Here is a 14,561-nt window from a genome sequence, read left to right as displayed (position 1 = left end):
ATGCCGGAGACACAGGCGAAGTCGGGGGGCCCGGGATCCTCGGCAACTCCGGTCGAAGAGGAGCCGAAGAAGGACGGCGCCACTTCGGCCGGTCGTGAGACCGCTGGCCGCGCGGCGGTACCTGCCGATGCCCCGTCCCAGCCGAAGTTCACCCGTGCGCCGGGCATGACCCCGCCGCCCGGAGAGCCGACCGCGGAAGGCGACGGACAGGCCGAACCGAAGCGCCCTGCCGGCCCCTCGGTGGCGAAGGGGTCAGCATCCGTGCCGATCGTCACGAAGGGCACGAGCGGCGGAGCCGCCGCACCGGGCCAGGCCGCCCAGTCCGGGCGCACGGGGGTAATGCCGCCGGTCAAGCCCGGCGCGGGCCCTCAGCGTGCCGGTGAGGCACCCAAGCGGCCCTCGGCCGCGGCGGCCGCGAGCGGCTCGGCCGCGGTCGGTGCCGCACGGGTGTCGGAGGCCGTCCGCTCCGCGCGCTCGGCGGTCACGTCGGCCGCGGCCCGCGGGCCGCGCCGCGCCCGGCTGAACCTCAAGCGGATCGACCCCTGGTCCGTGATGAAGTTCGCCTTCGCCGTGTCGGTGGTCCTGTTCATCGTCGTGGTCGTCGCCACCTCGGTGCTCTACCTGTCGCTGGACGCCATGGGCGTCTGGCAGGAGGTCAACACCAGCCTGCAGAGCCTGGTGAACGCGAGCGGCGGCACGGACGCGGCGGCCGACGGCGGCGGCTTCCGCATCACGGCGTGGGGCGTCATCGGCACCTCGATGCTGATCGGCGCGGTCAACGTGGTGCTCTTCACCGCGCTGGCCACGCTGGGCGCCTTCATCTACAACGTCTGCGCGGACCTGGTCGGTGGCATCGAGCTGACGCTCGCCGAGCGCGACTGACCGCACGACTCCCGGTTGCGGCCGCCGTGCCTGACACGGCGGCCGCCCCCAATTTGGGGGACCGCGACGCGATACGGTAATCTTCGTGTCGCTGTCACGGGGCTATAGCTCAGTCGGTTAGAGCGCAGAGCTGATAACTCTGAGGTCGCTGGTTCGATTCCAGCTAGCCCCACCATGCACGTCCTCCGCCGCAGATTTAAGGGGATCCAGCCATGCTGAAGAAGCTCCTGATCCTCGCCGGTGTCGTCGGCGCGGCCGCCCTGATCGTCAAGAAGGTCAAGGCCTCCAGCGACGAGCGCGCCCTCTGGCACGAGGCCACCACGGCGCCCGACCTGCGCTAGCACCACCCACCGGGGGCCCTAGCTCAACTGGCAGAGCACCGCCTTTGCAAGGCGGGGGTTAGGGGTTCGAGTCCCCTGGGCTCCACTTCTTGTTGCATCTGACCAGGCCAAACCCAAGGCCAAGGTCTGTAGGCCCACATCCGGGCCGGAGCGACCGGTTTGAGCGCCTCGCCGACGATCCCCACCGCCGCTCCACGCGCGGCCACCCGTGCACGTAGGTATCCAAGGTGGAGCTCACCTGACCACCTTTGTCGGTGAATGGGTTCCCGAACGTAGTGGTGACCAGCAGCGGCACCTCACGTCGGACCGGGCGGCCCGACATGAGTCGAGCATTTCCACCTCGACGGGCGGGTACTCCCGCCGATGCCAGGCCGGTCGCGGCATGGCTGGGCCGCGGACGTCGACTGCAGGAGCGTGCGGTGTGTCGGCCGGGTGGCCGCGACCCGCGACCGCGGTGGTGGTTGTGCTGGCCGGTGGAGCGGGTCATCTCCCCCGCCGAACGGAGGTAGTCCCGGACTGCTCCGGTGACTGCTGGAGCGCGCCGAGCAGCTGGGCATGAGCGGGCGCACTCCTCGCCGCCGGGAAGCGTCACCCGTACCGGCCCCGGCAGGTCGCCGCCGTGGCGAGCGATGGCGGCGACCTTCCGGAGCGCCTTTCCGGCATTTCGGGCCGGAAGTCAGAGGTTGTCCGCCCAGTCGATGCCCACTCCCGAGACGCCAGCCCCGCGCCGATCCCCGGGTGAGGATCACCCCTGGCGAAGGGTGTCCGCGTGGTCGCGCGGGTTCAGAGTGGTGGTCATACCAACTCGATCACAGGGGACTCCGATGGACGACACTTATGCGTACCGCCCGGCAGGGGTTGCCGCCCGCGACCGCGGCCACACCCTGTTTGCGCAGACGATGGCCTACGTCGCGGCGACGACCGGCTTGTTCGCCCTTGGCGCGTATCTCGGTCGCAACCTTCCCGGTGGCCTTGCCTTCGTCGCGTACCTCGCGGCGTTCGCCGCCCTGATCGCCATGCAGTTCACCGTCCGCCGATCGCGGCAGACGACGGTCGGGCTGCTCGCGGCATTCGGCCTGCTGATGGGGGTGGCGATCGCGCCGACGCTGGTCTATTACGCCAGCACCGACCCGCAGGCGCTCTGGCAGGCCGGCGCCGCGACAGCGTTGTTCGTCGCCGCGTTCGGCGCGGCTGGCTACGCCACCCGCCGCGACCTCACGGCGCTGGCCCGGGTGTGTTTCTGGGCGCTGGTGGCCCTGCTCGTCTTCGGCATCGTGCTGATCTTCGTGAACATCCCGTACGGGTCCCTCATCTACTCCGTGCTCGGCCTGGTGATCTTCGCGGGCTTCATCATGTTCGACTTCCAGCGGCTGCGGCGCTCCTCCGACGTCGAGTCAGCGCCGCTGCTGGCGGCGTCGATCTTCCTCGACATCCTCAACGTGTTCCTGTTCTTCCTGCGGATCTTCCGGGGCGGCAACCGCTGACGCGCCGACGGGAGCCGTGCGGTGCCAGACGCGGCCAGCGAGGCGCCTGCCGGTGACGCCTCCGGCCTCGCCTCGCCCGAAGACCGTAGGTCAGGCGAGCCGCCAATCCTGAGTCTGACCGGCCACGCCCGGGTGGCGGCTCAGGCGGAACCGGGCGATCTCGGCGGGGAAGCAGGATCGAGGAGCAACGGCAAGCCGGTCAGGACAGCGACTCGCCGTCCGCTGAACGAGCCGGCTGCGCGGCCACCGGTCCACGCGGTGGGGCTACCTCGGCGGTGCGATCGTCGCCGTGGCGGGCGCGCTGCTGGCTCCGGTGATCGTGCGACTGGGCGCCGAAGACAGCACCGGCCGGTACGACGACGGCCAGTACGGCGGAATCGGCCTGAACGCGGCACCATCCGGCAGGTCCGGGATCCTGGAACTGGCGGCGGCCGGCCGCTACGCGATCCTGGCGATGGGCTTCTCGCCGGAAGATCCGGACTGCCTCAGGGCTCCGCCGATCAGTCGTCCGGCAGGGTCGAGGTCCAGCGCAGGCGGTGCGGGCCGAACCACCAGGCCAGGCGCACGCCGTCGTCCTCCCGTGCGAGTCGGTGCGCACGGATGGCCAGCAGGACACCCCCGGCAATCGCGACAGAGGAGAGGCCGAGCAGGATCGCCACCGGTTGGGAGGCCGGCTTGTCCGGCATGAGGCCGGCGATCGTGATCGTGTCCGCCACGAGCATGGCGACGACCGCGATCACGCAGAGGCGTGTCACCAGCCGCCAGCGGGCACGCAGCCGATGGGTGTCCTCCACGCTGTAGACCTTGCACCGCACCGCCTGCCCGCAGTGCTCGCACTCGACCAGAGCGGTGGCCCGGCCGGTCGCCGGCCGGGTGCCCCGGACGGGGGAGAGCGCGTAGTCGTCCGGGCGTCGATGCGCGACGCTTCGGCGCGCGATCGCAACCTCCATCGAGCATTCCTTCCGCCGGGCGGACCGAGATCCACACTGTAGATCGGCCCGGCATCTCCGGGTTCACCGCTCTGAGCAGGCGCGGGTCAGCAAGCGGACGTGCCGCAGGCCGGGGCGTCCGTCGAGCGTCACCTCGCCGACCGCGGTGAAGCCGGTACGGCGCAGCACGCCGAGGGAGCCCGCGTTGTCGAGAGCGGCCGAGGCGACCAGCGTGCGCAGGCCGTAGTCGTCTGCGGCGAGTTCGATGACCCGGCGCACGCCGTCGGTCGCCAGTCCCCGCCCCGTCGCCCGCTCGGCCACCCGGAAGCCCAGCTCGGCGCTGCCGTCGGCGACGTCGACGAGGTTGAAGCGGCCCAGCACGGCGCCGTGCCCGTCGACCAGGACGTGGAGGTGGATCAGCCCGGTGGCCTGCTCGGCGAGCAACTCCGCGTGACGCGCGGCGAAGCCGGCGAAGTAGTCGTCGCCCCGGTCCGGCACGGAGCGTGTGAAGAACGCCCGGTTCTCCCGCTCGAAACGCAGCAGCGCGGTGGCGTGCCGCTCGTGGAGCCACTCGAGGCTGGTCATCGGGCGACCCTAGACGGCGACTTCGGCGCGGGTCGATCGCGATTCCGGCCGTTCGCCGTCCCGGACGCGGGCACCGCCTGCCGCGTACGGTGACACAAGTGCGGATGACCTGGGACGAAGTGTCCGCCCGGCGGCTCGCCCGGCACCACCTCACGGAGGTCGACCGGGCCGGCGACCCCGCCGCGGCCGCCGCCGGTGCGCTCGGGATCCACGCACAGGTGATGTCCGCGGCCGAGGTGTCGATCGGCATCCGGACCGGCGGCGTGACCCGGGCCGGCGTCCGCGACGCCCTCTGGGCAAACCAGTCACTGATCAAGTCGCGCGGTCCGCGTGGGACGGTGCACCTGCTGGCGGCCGCGGATCTCTCGATGTGGACGGGTGCGTTGCAGGCCGTGCCGACCGGCCCGGGTCCGTTCGCGCCCGGGGTACGGATGACCGGCACACAGACCGACCAGGTGATCGCCGCGATCGCCGATGCGGTCGCGGCGGCGGACACGTCGTTGACCGTGGACGAGTTAACGGCGGCGATCGTGGAGCGTGCCGGGCCCTGGGCGGGAGAGCGGGTCATGCCGGCGTTCCAGGACCTGTGGCCGCGCTGGCGGCAGGCGGAGGCCGCGGCGATGCATCGCGGCGCCATGTGTTTCGGGCCGGACCGCGCGCGCCGGGCCACGTATATGAGTCCCGCGCGGCGGCATGCCGGCTTTCGGCCGGCGCCCGCCGAGGAGGCGCTCCCGGCGCTGGTCACCCGGTATCTGCGGGCCTACGGGCCGGCCACCCCGGCACACTTCGCGCGCTGGCTGGGCGCCTCGCCGGCCTGGGCGGCGGAGCTCTTCGCCCGCTTCGCGGGCATGATCGAGCCGGTCGACTTCGACGGCGTCGAGGCCTGGGTCGCGCTGGGCGACACCACGTTCGAGGAGCGCGGGTACGGCCCAGTGCGGCTGTTGCCGTACTTCGACGCGTACCTGATCGGGTGTTTTCCCCGGGCGATCCTGTTTCCCGGGCGCGCGGCCGAGCGGGCGTTGACCAACGGCCAGGCGGGCAACGTGCCGGCGCTGCTGGTCGACGGGGTCGTCGCGGGCGTCTGGCATCAGCGCAGGTCGGGCCGCCGGATCACGGTGACGGTCGAGCCGTTCGCGCGGCTCGGCGCGCGGCAGCGGCGGCTGCTGGACGCCGAGGCCGAGCGGATCGCCGAGATCCTGGAGGGGCGGGCGGAGCTGATCATCGGTCCCGTCACCGTGGGTCCGCACGCGTGACGAAGTCACCGCCCGGATGATCTCCGCGCCGCGATCGTGAAAGAGTCAAGAGCCGTTCGGTTGTTGCGTCAGGGTTCGGTGGAACGTCAATATCCACGTGTGGCGATGCGCACCCGAGAGCTGCTGACGACCGGCGAGGCCGCCGTGCTGTTGCGCTCGTCGCGGGCGCGCGTGGCCGACCTCTGCCTGCGCGGGCTGCTGCCGTACGTCACGATCAACCAGCAGCGGCGCATCCGCCGCTGCGACGTGGAGGCATTGATCCGCCCGAGGATGAACCGGGAGCAGCTCGAGAAGCTGTGGCTGCATCGAGCGGTCGCGGGCCGGCTGGTCCGGGACCCGCGTGCGGTGATGGCGGCGGCCGAGATCAACCTGCGGCGGCTGCGGCGGATGCATCCCGTGGGCCGGGCGTGGGAGTGGCTCGACCGGTGGGACGCCGTGCTCGACGAGGGGGTCGAGGCGGTGCTCGAAGCGCTCACGTCGTCCGCCGCATACGCGGTTGAATTGCGGGAGACATCCCCATTCGCGGGGATTCTCCCGGAACGGGAGCGCGCAATGGTATTGGCGGCACTCGCTGACAGTCGCCGCGACCATGCGCGCCCGATGCGACCGGAAAGGTTCGAGCGGGTGCTGCGCAGCGTGTGACCGGCACCGGCTTCAGGGGTGCGGAAACCGGGCCCCGAACCGAGACGCTATGGAAACCGAGCCGGCCGGCCGGCTGCGCGATTGATTCCGCGGCCTCCAGACCGGCATTTGGGTGCTGAGTAGTCCCGACGCGACCCCGGCCGGGCGCCGCTCGGCGCGAAGCTCGGCGGCGATTTGTCCGCGACGAGGCATTGATCGTTCTCGGGTCCATGCGTGCACCCGCCGTCGATGTCGCTGTCGGCTCCCCGTGACCTTGCGGCCACGGTGAGGCAGCTAGCCTTCACTCGTGAGTGGACGGAAGCGAGCCGCGGCCATCATCGTGCGGGACGGCCGGGTACTGATGGTGCACGAGCGGAGCCTGCGCGACGGCAACCGCGAATGGTGGACGCTGCCGGGCGGCGGCATCGACCCCGGCGAGACACCCGAGGACGCGGTCCGGCGCGAGGTGCTCGAGGAGGTCGGCCTGGTGGTGAAGGAGGCGCGCTTTCTGCTGGACACGCCGTACCCGTCGGGGATGACGTCGGTCTTCGCGGTGACGGTGGCCGACGGGGAGCCGCAGCTCGGGGCGCACGTCGGCGGGCCGCTGCCGGTCGGCCTCGACTGGGTGCCGCTGCCCGAGGTGAGCCCGGACGGGCCGGGCGTGCCGATCCCGCCGATGATCGTCGCGCTGCCCCTGCTCGAAGGCTAGGCCCCAGTCGAAGGCTAGGCCCGACTCGAAGGCTAGGCCCGAACCGAAGGCTGGCCCGACTCTCCCGGCAGGTCTCCGCTTCAGCGTGGGTTCAGGACGGATGCGCGAGGATGGCGGTCGGCGACCCTTCCGGAGGGAGTGCGATGCGGGTACTCGTCGTGGACGACGAGCAGCGCCTCGCCCGGTCCCTGCGGATCGGGCTCGAGGCGGAGGGCTTCGCCGTCGACGTGGCACACGACGGCACCGACGGGCTGTGGCTGGCCCGGGAGAACCGGTACGACGCGATCGTGCTGGATCTGATGCTGCCCGGGATCAACGGCTACCAGGTCTGCGCGGCGCTGCGCGCCGAGAAGGACTGGACGCCGATCCTCATGCTCACCGCCAAGGACGGCGAGTGGGACCAGGTGGAGGGGCTCGACACCGGCGCCGACGACTACCTGACCAAGCCGTGCTCCTTCCCGGTGCTCGTGGCACGCCTGCGCGCGGTGACGCGGCGCGGCGCGCGCGAACGGCCCACCCAGCTGGAGGTGGGCGACCTCCGGCTTGATCCGGCGGCGCGCCGGGTCTGGCGCGGCGGCACCGAGGTCGAGCTGACCGCCCGGGAGTTCTCGCTGCTCGCCTTTCTCCTCCGGCACCCCGGCGACGTGGTGTCGAAGCGGCAGATCCTCGACGCGGTGTGGGACGACGACTTCGCCGGCGACCCGAACATCGTCGAGGTCTACATCCGCCACCTCCGTAACAAGATCGACCGGCCGTTCGGCCGCGCGGCGATCCAGACCCTGCGCGGTGCCGGCTACCGGCTGGGCAGCGACGGTGGCTGAGCGGTGGCCGGGTGCCTCGTCGGTGCGCGTGCGCACCACGGCCGCGGCCGTCCTGGTGGTGGCGTTCGCGCTGACCGCGGGCGCGTTCCTGCTGGTGGCGACGGTCCGCGAGTCGCTGCGCGACGGTCTGGAGAGCAGCGCCGAGCAGCGCGCGTCGGACCTGATCGCGCAGGCGTCGGCCGGGTCGCTGGCGGCGGTGGAGCCGGACGACGACCTCGACCTCGACGAGCAGGTCTGGCAGGTGACCGGGCCCGACGGCGCCGTCGTCCGGTCCTCGGTGCCGCTGCCCACCAGGTCCGCCGACGAGGTGCGGCTGCCCGGCGCCGACCACCCCTACCTGGTGGTCACCGATGACGACGACGGGTACCGGGTCTCGGTCGCCGTCTCCCTGGAGGAGGTCGACGACTCCACGGCCGCGCTCGTCACCCCGCTGCTCGTCGGGTTGCCGGTGCTCGTCCTGCTGGTGGGCGGCACGACCTGGGTGGTGGTGTCCCGCTCCCTCGCCCCGGTGGAACGCATCCGGCGTGAGGTCGAGGAGATCACCGGGGAGCGGCTGGACCGCCGGGTGCCCGAGCCGCGCCCCGGCGACGAGATCGGCCGCCTGGCCCGGACCATGAACCGGATGCTGGCCCGGCTGCAGGACAGCCGGGACCGGCAGCGCGAGTTCGTCGCCGACGCCTCGCACGAGCTGCGCTCGCCGGTTGCCGGCATCCGCCAGGTGGCCGAGGTCGCCCAGGCGCACCCCGGCGCCCTGCCCGAAGGCGAACTCGCCGAGACCGTGCTGGCCGAGTCGGCCCGCCTACAACGCCTCGTCGAGCAGTTGCTGCTGCTCACCCGGGCGGACGACGGCGGGGCTCGGCAGGCGCGCGCCGACGTCGACGTCGACGATCTGGCCCTGGCGGAGGCCCGGCGCGTCGCCCGCGCCGGCGTCGCCGTCGACACCGCCGGGGTCGGCGCCGGCCGGGTCCGCGGCGACGCGGCGGCGCTCGCCCAGGTGGTCCGCAACCTCGCGGACAACGCCGTCCGGCACGCCACCGCGGCGGTGGCCGTCGGCGTCCGCGAGACCGGCGGCGCGGTGGAGCTCACCGTCGACGACGACGGTCCCGGCATCCCCGCGGACCAGCGCGAGCGGGTCTTCGACCGCTTCGTCCGGCTCGACGAGGCCCGCGCCCGTGACGCCGGCGGCAGCGGACTCGGCCTGGCGATCGTCAAGGAGATCGTCGCCGCGCACGGCGGGACGGTCGCCGTCTCAACCTCGGCCCTGGGCGGCGCCCGCTTCACCGTACGGATCCCGGTCTGAACGGATCTTCAGCCGCGTTCAGCGGGGGTTCAGGGACGAACCCGCAGGCTGTGGCCGGCAAGCAGGTTCACAGACCGGAAGGAAGCGATTCCCGTGAACACCGCCAAGCTCCGCAGCAAGCGCGTCATCGTCACCACCAGCGTCATCGCCGTCCTCGCCGCCGGCGGCGGGGTCTGGGCCACCGCCGCGAACGCCGACGCGCGGGGTGAAGACCACGACCGGGTTGCTGCCGCCGCCATGCGGGCAGTCGGCGGCGGGACGGTCATCGACATCGACGCCGGCGACGAGCCCGGAGAGCCCGCCTGGGAGGTGGAGATCCGCAAGCCGGACGGTACCGAGGTCGAGGTCGTCCTCGACGCGGACCTCAAGGTGATCGGCCAGCACGTCGACACCCCCGACACCCCCGACGGCGATGACCTGGTGCTGACCGCGGACCAGCGCTCCTCGGCCGGGCAGGCGGCCCTGGCGGCCGTCGGTGGCGGCACCGTCACCGACATCGACGCCGGGGACGACCCGGGCGTCGCCTACGAGGTCGAGGTCCGTGACGCCGCCGGCACCGAGTGGGACGTCAAGCTGGACACCGCATTCAAGTCGCTGACCACGACCGTTTCGTGAGCCAACGCCCAGAGGCGTGGAGGGAAGCCTGCGCGCCCCCGGAGGCGTTGAGGTCTCGTGCGTCAAGCGGACTCGGAGGGCGCGGAAGTCGAGTCGGTGGCCAGCGCGGCTATTGCCCGACGGCGTTCCCGAATGAAGTAGACGCAGCTCACGGCGTACCCGATGGTCAGCAGGAGGCCGACGGCCCGGGCCATCGGCGGGGTCACGGCCAGGACCGTCACGATCAGCGCGCCCGCCGCCAGGCATGCGAGCAGCACCGAGTTGACGGTGTCCTGCACGGCCCAGCCGCCCAGCGATCGCCGGCGCGCCTGGCGCCGGATCTCCGTCAGCAGCGCGTGGCCCATTCCGGCCGCGAGCAGGCCGAGCAGGGTGGTGGAGAAGATCGTGGTGTCGCCGGCCACGGCGGCGATGGCCGTGCCGCCGGCCAGCAGTGCGAGGCCGCTGACGGTACCCACCCGCGGGTTGCGTCTCTCCTCCACATCTAAGGAAAGTTCGGCAAGATCACACCTGGACTTAGGGAACGGGGTGACTCGGATGGTTGGCGGGAGGGCTCTCGGGGGAGGATGACGGGCGTGCCCGGAACCCTGAAGCTCGATCCCGCGACCTCCCGGCCCGACCTGCTCGCCGCGCCGGTCGCGGCCGCCTTGCAGGTGTGGCCCGCCGAGGCTCTGATCGACCGCGACCAGGTGATGGTCGCGCCGATCGACGCCGACCTGGCCGACACGGCCGCCTTCTGCGAGGCGTACGGCGTACGCCTCGAGGAGTCGGCGAACTGCGTGATCGTCGCCGGACGCCGCGGCGAGGTCACCCGGTACGCGGCCTGCGTCGTCCTCGCGACGACCCGCGCCGACGTGAACGGGGTCGTGCGGCGCCACCTCGACGCACGGAAGGCCAGCTTCGCGCCGATGGACGACGCGGTACGGCACACCGGCATGGAGTACGGCGGAATCACGCCGATCGGGCTCCCGCCGTCGTGGCCGGTGCTCGTCGACGCCCGGGTGGTCGCGATGCCGCACGTGATCATCGGGTCCGGGGTACGGCACAGCAAGATCGCCATTCCGGGGCCGGCGCTGGGCGCGCTGCCGGGCGCCGAGGTCATCGAGGGCCTGGCCCGCGAGGCCTGACGTCCGCTAATTCCCTGGACGGTTTCGGGCCGGGCTGGTTGCGTTCGGGGCATGAACGACATCCGGCCGGCCCGGCCCGCCGATCTGACCGTCATCCAGCGGATCGAGCTGGCGGCCGGCGAGCTCTTCCGCGACGTCGGGATGCCGGACATCGCCGACCATCCGGTTCCCAGCACCGAGGCCCTCGCCGAGTTTCTGCGGCCCGGTCGTAGCTGGGTCTTCGTCGACGACGCGGACACCCCGATCGCGTTCGTCCTGGTCATGCTGGTCGACCGGCTGGCGCACATCGAGCAGGTCAGCGTGCTGCCCTCGTACGCCCACCGCGGCATCGGCCGCCGGCTGATCGACCACGTCGACGCCTGGGCGGCCGGGCAAGGGCTGGGCGCGCTGACCCTGACCACGTTCCGCGGCGTGCCGTGGAACGGGCCCTACTACGAGCGGATCGGCTTCGTCACCCTCGACCCCGGTGAGCGCGGGCCCGAGCTGGTCCGGCTCATGGCCGAGGAGGCCGAGCACGGGCTGGATCCGGCGCAGCGGATCGCAATGCGGCGGGACAGTCGGGTTCGTCGATGACGTTTCACGTGGAACCTCATCGAGGGGCGTCGACGGCCTCGCGGCGGGCGATCTCGTCGAGGGCGGAGCGCAGCACGGCCGGCTCCTGTGCGCCCTGAATCGCGAACTTCCGGTCGACCACGAAGGTCGGCACGCTGGTGATGCCCAGCTCCCGGGCCTCGGCCAGGTCGGCGTTCACCGCGTCGGTGCCCGCCGGGGTCGCCAGGTAGGCGAGCGCGGCCTGACCGTCGAGGCCGATCGAGCCGGCGAGCCGGGCCAGTTCGGTCTGCGAGCCCAGGTCGATGCCGTCGGTGAAGTGCGCCCGTTGCAGCGTCTCGATCATGCTGAGCTGCAACTCCTGGGTGGCGGCCCAGGCGATCAACCGATGGGCGTCGAACGTGTTGGCGGCGATCGCCCGGTCGAAGTTCAAGGTCAGGCCGTCCGCCGCGGCGATGGCGGTGACGTGCGCGAACATCCGCTCGGCCTGCTGGGGGCCGCCGAACTTCGCCTCCAGGGCCTGCCGGATCGGCACCGGGTGCGGGACCGGAGCGGGATCGAGCTGGTAGGCCCGGAAGGTCATCGTCACGTCGCCGCCGAAGTCGCTCAGCGCGGTCTCGAGGCGGCGCTTGCCGATGTAGCACCACGGGCAGATGACGTCGGACCAGACCTCGATGTTCACGGCTTCGCCTCCTCCTGCTCGCGGATCTGGCGCTTGAGCCGGCCGAGGATCGCCGTGCCGCCCCGGATGCGCAGCGGGCTGATCGCGTTCGCCAGGCCCATCCGGTTGTAGAGGTCGTCGGGCACCGCCAGGATCGCGCCGGCCGACGCGCCCTCGAGCCCCTCGGCGAGGATGCCGGCGAACGCGCGGGTCGTCGGCGCCTCGAGCGGGCAGTCGAAGTAGGTCTGCACCGTGTCGTCGGGCCGCACCTCGGCGCGCAGGAAGAACTGCGTCTGGCACTCCGGCACCTGCTCCATGCCCTCGTGGCCCTTGAGGCCGTCGGGCAGGGGCGGCACGGCGTCGGAGAACTCGAGCAGCATCTCCAGCACGACCTCGCGCGGCGCGGAGGCGAAGTCGTCGACGATCTCGGCCAGCTTGGGCGGCATGTCGCTCACGTTCTCGACCCTACGTCGGCCTCGCCCGTCCCGGCGTGGAGGTCTGCGGCGCGGAGGTCGGCAGGAGAGCCACGTCACTCAGGCTGAGGATGCCGACGAGGTTGCGGTCCGCGTCGCACACCAGCAGCCGGCGGACGTCGCGGTCGCGCATCGCCTGTACCGCCTCCTCCACTGTGGCCGTCTGGTCGATCATGATCAGCTCGCGGGAGGCGATCGACGCCAGCGTCGTCGTCCGCGTCGGCAGGCCGGCGGCGATCGCCCGCACCACGATGTCGCGGTCGGTCACCATGCCGGACAGCGTCGGGCCCTCGGTGACCACGACATCGCCGATCGCCTGGTCGCGCATGGCCTGCGCGGCCTCGTCCAGCAACGTGTCGCCCGGCAGGTAGACGATCCGCCGGGTCATCACATCAGCGACCGCTGTCCTCGCCATTTGGTCGTAGCCTCCCCAACCCCGCGTGCATGCCGTTCCCGGCCGCTTACCCGGCCTGCTCCTTGATTACACGCGGCACGTCCGCGAGTGGAACGTCGCGCCGGTCACCGGTGCGCCGGTCGCGCACCTCCCCGTACCCCTCGGCGAGGCGGCGGCCGACCACGACGATCCGGCGGACGCCGATCAGCTCGGCATCGGTGAACTTCACGCCCGCCGACAGCTGCGGCCGGTCGTCCACCAGCACCCGCAGGCCCTCCGCGAGCAGGGCGGCACCGAGTGCGAGGGCGGCCTCGACCTGACCCTCCTTGCCGGCCGCGATCACGTGTACGTCGGCGGGTGCGACCTCGTCCGGCCAGAGCAGGCCGCGGTCGTCGTGATGCTGCTCGGCGATCGAGGCGACCGCGCGCGAGACGCCGATGCCGTAGGAGCCCATGGTCGGGCGCGCGGGCCTGCCGTCCGCGCCGAGCACGTCGACCTTGAAGGCGTCCGTGTAGCGGCGGCCCAGCCGGAAGATGTGCGCGATCTCGATGCCGCGCCGGATGGTCAGCTCGCCGGTCCCGCACGCCGGGCAGGGGTCGCCGGCCCGCACCTCGGCGGCCTCGACGCTGCCGCCGGGGGTGAAGTCCCGGCCCGCAACGACCGAGGTCGCGTGCCGGCCGGGCTCGTTGGCCCCAGTGAGCCACGCGGTACCGGTCGCGACGCGCGGGTCGGCCAGATAGCGGATCTTGATGCCCTGCGGCCCGATGTAGCCCTTGACCAGGTCGGGACGGGCCTCGAAGTCGTCGAACACGGTGGCCGTGGCCGGGCTCAGCGCGGCGTCGAGGCGCTTGGTGTCGATCTCGCGATCGCCGGGCACACCGACCGCCAGCAGCTCGTCCTCCCGGCCCGGGTGGTGGACGGTGAAGACGACGTTCTTGAGCGTGTCGGCGGCCGTCCAGTCGGTGCGGCCGTCGAGGGCGCGCTCGTTGGCCAGGTCGACCAGCGAGGCGATGGTCGGGGTGTCCGGGGTGTCGTGCACCGTGGGCCGGGGGTGTTCGCGTTCGGGGACCGCGGGGGCGCGGGTGACGACCGCCTCGGTGTTCGCCGCGTACGCGCAGGCGGTGCAGCCCACGAACGTGTCCTCGCCGGCCTCCGCGGCCGCCAGGAACTCCTCCGACGCGGAGCCGCCCATGGCGCCGGAGGTCGCCGACACGATGGTGTGCTCCAGGCCGAGGCGCTCGAAGACGCGCTGGTAGGCGGCCCGGTGCCGGGCGTAGGCCGCGCCGAGGCCCGCGTCGTCGAGGTCGAACGAGTAGGAGTCCTTCATCAGGAACTCGCGGCCGCGCAGCAGACCGGAGCGGGGGCGGGCCTCGTCGCGGAACTTCGTCTGGATCTGGAACAGGATCAGGGGCAGGTCGCGGTACGAGCTCGTCATGTCCTGCACCAGCAGGGCGAACATCTCCTCGTGCGTTGGCGCGAGCAGGAACTCGGCGCCACGACGGTCCCGCAGCTTGAAGATCTCGTCGCCGTACTCCGTCCAGCGGCCGCTCGCCTCGTACGGCTCGCGGGGCAGCAGGGCCGGGAAGGCCACCTCCTGGCCGCCGATGGCGGTCATCTCCTCCCGGATCACCCGGGTCACGCGGTCCAGAACCAGCCTGCCGAGCGGGAGCCAGGTGAATCCGCCCGGCGCCGAGCGCCGGATGTAGCCGGCGCGCAGCAGCAGCCGATGGCTCGGCACCTCCGCCTCGGCCGGCTCCTCGCGCAGGGTCTTGAGCAGCATCGTCGACATTCGCAACAGCATGAAACGCAGCCTAGGTAGG

At 72.2% G+C, this 14,561-nt stretch carries 18 protein-coding genes and 2 tRNA genes; 13 read left to right on the top strand and 7 right to left on the bottom strand.

The window, feature by feature from the left end; genetic code table 11:
- From AB0B58_RS13105 to AB0B58_RS13085, 5 genes are all read left to right on the top strand, one after another.
- The gene (locus AB0B58_RS13105) at positions 1-882 is read left to right on the top strand and encodes a DUF3566 domain-containing protein (RefSeq protein ID WP_360222327.1); all 882 of its coding nucleotides are present in this window, start codon (positions 1-3) and stop codon (positions 880-882) included.
- Positions 883-980: 98 nt separating this feature from the next.
- Positions 981-1,057, top strand: a tRNA-Ile gene (locus AB0B58_RS13100).
- 37 nt (positions 1,058-1,094) lie between these two features.
- Complete coding sequence (locus tag AB0B58_RS13095) at positions 1,095-1,223, top strand: DLW-39 family protein (RefSeq protein WP_360222324.1); 129 nt, start codon at positions 1,095-1,097, stop codon at positions 1,221-1,223.
- 12 nt (positions 1,224-1,235) lie between these two features.
- Positions 1,236-1,308, top strand: a tRNA-Ala gene (locus AB0B58_RS13090).
- Between the two features lie 739 nt (positions 1,309-2,047).
- The gene (locus AB0B58_RS13085) at positions 2,048-2,707 is read left to right on the top strand and encodes a Bax inhibitor-1 family protein (RefSeq protein ID WP_360222321.1); all 660 of its coding nucleotides are present in this window, start codon (positions 2,048-2,050) and stop codon (positions 2,705-2,707) included.
- Between the two features lie 500 nt (positions 2,708-3,207).
- Here AB0B58_RS13085 and AB0B58_RS13080 read toward each other — a convergent pair whose 3' ends face one another.
- Together AB0B58_RS13080 and AB0B58_RS13075 are read right to left on the bottom strand one after the other, a co-directional pair.
- Entirely contained in the window at positions 3,208-3,657 is a 450-nt protein-coding gene (locus AB0B58_RS13080; protein WP_360222318.1) for a hypothetical protein, read from the bottom strand.
- Between the two features lie 63 nt (positions 3,658-3,720).
- Positions 3,721-4,221: a GNAT family N-acetyltransferase gene (locus AB0B58_RS13075; RefSeq protein WP_360222315.1), complete on the bottom strand. Its 501-nt coding sequence runs from the start codon at positions 4,219-4,221 to the stop codon at positions 3,721-3,723.
- Positions 4,222-4,325: 104 nt separating this feature from the next.
- Here AB0B58_RS13075 and AB0B58_RS13070 point away from each other — a divergent pair, with 104 nt between their 5' ends.
- From AB0B58_RS13070 to AB0B58_RS13045, 6 genes are all read left to right on the top strand, one after another.
- The gene (locus tag AB0B58_RS13070; protein WP_360222312.1) at positions 4,326-5,474 is read left to right on the top strand and encodes a winged helix DNA-binding domain-containing protein; all 1,149 of its coding nucleotides are present in this window, start codon (positions 4,326-4,328) and stop codon (positions 5,472-5,474) included.
- A 105-nt stretch (positions 5,475-5,579) separates the two neighbouring features.
- On the top strand, positions 5,580-6,116 hold the full coding sequence (locus tag AB0B58_RS13065) for a helix-turn-helix domain-containing protein (protein WP_360222712.1): 537 nt from the start codon (positions 5,580-5,582) through the stop codon (positions 6,114-6,116).
- Between the two features lie 286 nt (positions 6,117-6,402).
- Positions 6,403-6,804, top strand: a complete 402-nt coding sequence (locus AB0B58_RS13060; RefSeq protein WP_360222309.1) for an NUDIX hydrolase — start codon at positions 6,403-6,405, stop codon at positions 6,802-6,804.
- 143 nt (positions 6,805-6,947) lie between these two features.
- Positions 6,948-7,625 carry a response regulator transcription factor gene (locus AB0B58_RS13055; protein WP_360222306.1) on the top strand — a complete coding sequence of 226 codons (678 nt, stop codon included), beginning with the start codon at positions 6,948-6,950 and terminating at the stop codon, positions 7,623-7,625.
- Positions 7,618-8,925: a HAMP domain-containing sensor histidine kinase gene (locus AB0B58_RS13050; protein WP_360222303.1), complete on the top strand. Its 1,308-nt coding sequence runs from the start codon at positions 7,618-7,620 to the stop codon at positions 8,923-8,925. The genes AB0B58_RS13055 and AB0B58_RS13050 overlap by 8 nt, the downstream gene beginning before the upstream one ends.
- A 93-nt stretch (positions 8,926-9,018) precedes the next feature.
- A complete protein-coding gene (locus AB0B58_RS13045) occupies positions 9,019-9,540 on the top strand; it encodes a PepSY domain-containing protein (protein ID WP_360222300.1) in 522 nt (173 codons plus the stop codon).
- 62 nt (positions 9,541-9,602) lie between these two features.
- On the opposite strand, the gene AB0B58_RS13040 is transcribed toward AB0B58_RS13045, so the two are convergent.
- Positions 9,603-10,019 (bottom strand): hypothetical protein, encoded by a 417-nt coding sequence (locus AB0B58_RS13040; protein WP_360222297.1) that lies wholly within the window; start codon positions 10,017-10,019, stop codon positions 9,603-9,605.
- Positions 10,020-10,103: 84 nt separating this feature from the next.
- On the opposite strand from AB0B58_RS13040, the gene AB0B58_RS13035 reads away from it, so the two are divergent.
- Positions 10,104-10,664, top strand: coding sequence for a YbaK/EbsC family protein (locus tag AB0B58_RS13035; RefSeq protein ID WP_360222294.1), 561 nt, complete (start codon positions 10,104-10,106; stop codon positions 10,662-10,664).
- Between the two features lie 51 nt (positions 10,665-10,715).
- A complete protein-coding gene (locus AB0B58_RS13030; protein ID WP_360222291.1) occupies positions 10,716-11,237 on the top strand; it encodes a GNAT family N-acetyltransferase in 522 nt (173 codons plus the stop codon).
- Between the two features lie 16 nt (positions 11,238-11,253).
- Here AB0B58_RS13030 and AB0B58_RS13025 read toward each other — a convergent pair whose 3' ends face one another.
- Genes AB0B58_RS13025 through AB0B58_RS13010 form a run of 4 tightly spaced genes read right to left on the bottom strand, consistent with a single transcriptional unit; the run spans position 11,254 to position 14,542 of the window.
- Positions 11,254-11,895, bottom strand: a complete 642-nt coding sequence (locus tag AB0B58_RS13025) for a DsbA family oxidoreductase (protein WP_360222288.1) — start codon at positions 11,893-11,895, stop codon at positions 11,254-11,256.
- Positions 11,892-12,329: a SufE family protein gene (locus AB0B58_RS13020; RefSeq protein ID WP_360222285.1), complete on the bottom strand. Its 438-nt coding sequence runs from the start codon at positions 12,327-12,329 to the stop codon at positions 11,892-11,894. Before AB0B58_RS13020 ends, AB0B58_RS13025 begins: the two co-directional genes overlap by 4 nt.
- Positions 12,330-12,339: 10 nt before the next feature.
- The gene (locus AB0B58_RS13015) at positions 12,340-12,762 is read right to left on the bottom strand and encodes a CBS domain-containing protein (protein ID WP_360222282.1); all 423 of its coding nucleotides are present in this window, start codon (positions 12,760-12,762) and stop codon (positions 12,340-12,342) included.
- Positions 12,763-12,808: 46 nt separating this feature from the next.
- Positions 12,809-14,542, bottom strand: coding sequence for a proline--tRNA ligase (locus AB0B58_RS13010; RefSeq protein ID WP_360222279.1), 1,734 nt, complete (start codon positions 14,540-14,542; stop codon positions 12,809-12,811).
- Positions 14,543-14,561: the final 19 nt, after the last annotated feature.

Origin of the sequence: Actinoplanes sp. NPDC049118 (genome assembly GCF_040648555.1) — a bacterium.
In the GTDB taxonomy this organism is placed as follows: Bacteria; Actinomycetota; Actinomycetes; order Mycobacteriales; family Micromonosporaceae; genus Actinoplanes.
This window is presented reverse-complemented; position numbering and strand designations above follow the sequence as displayed.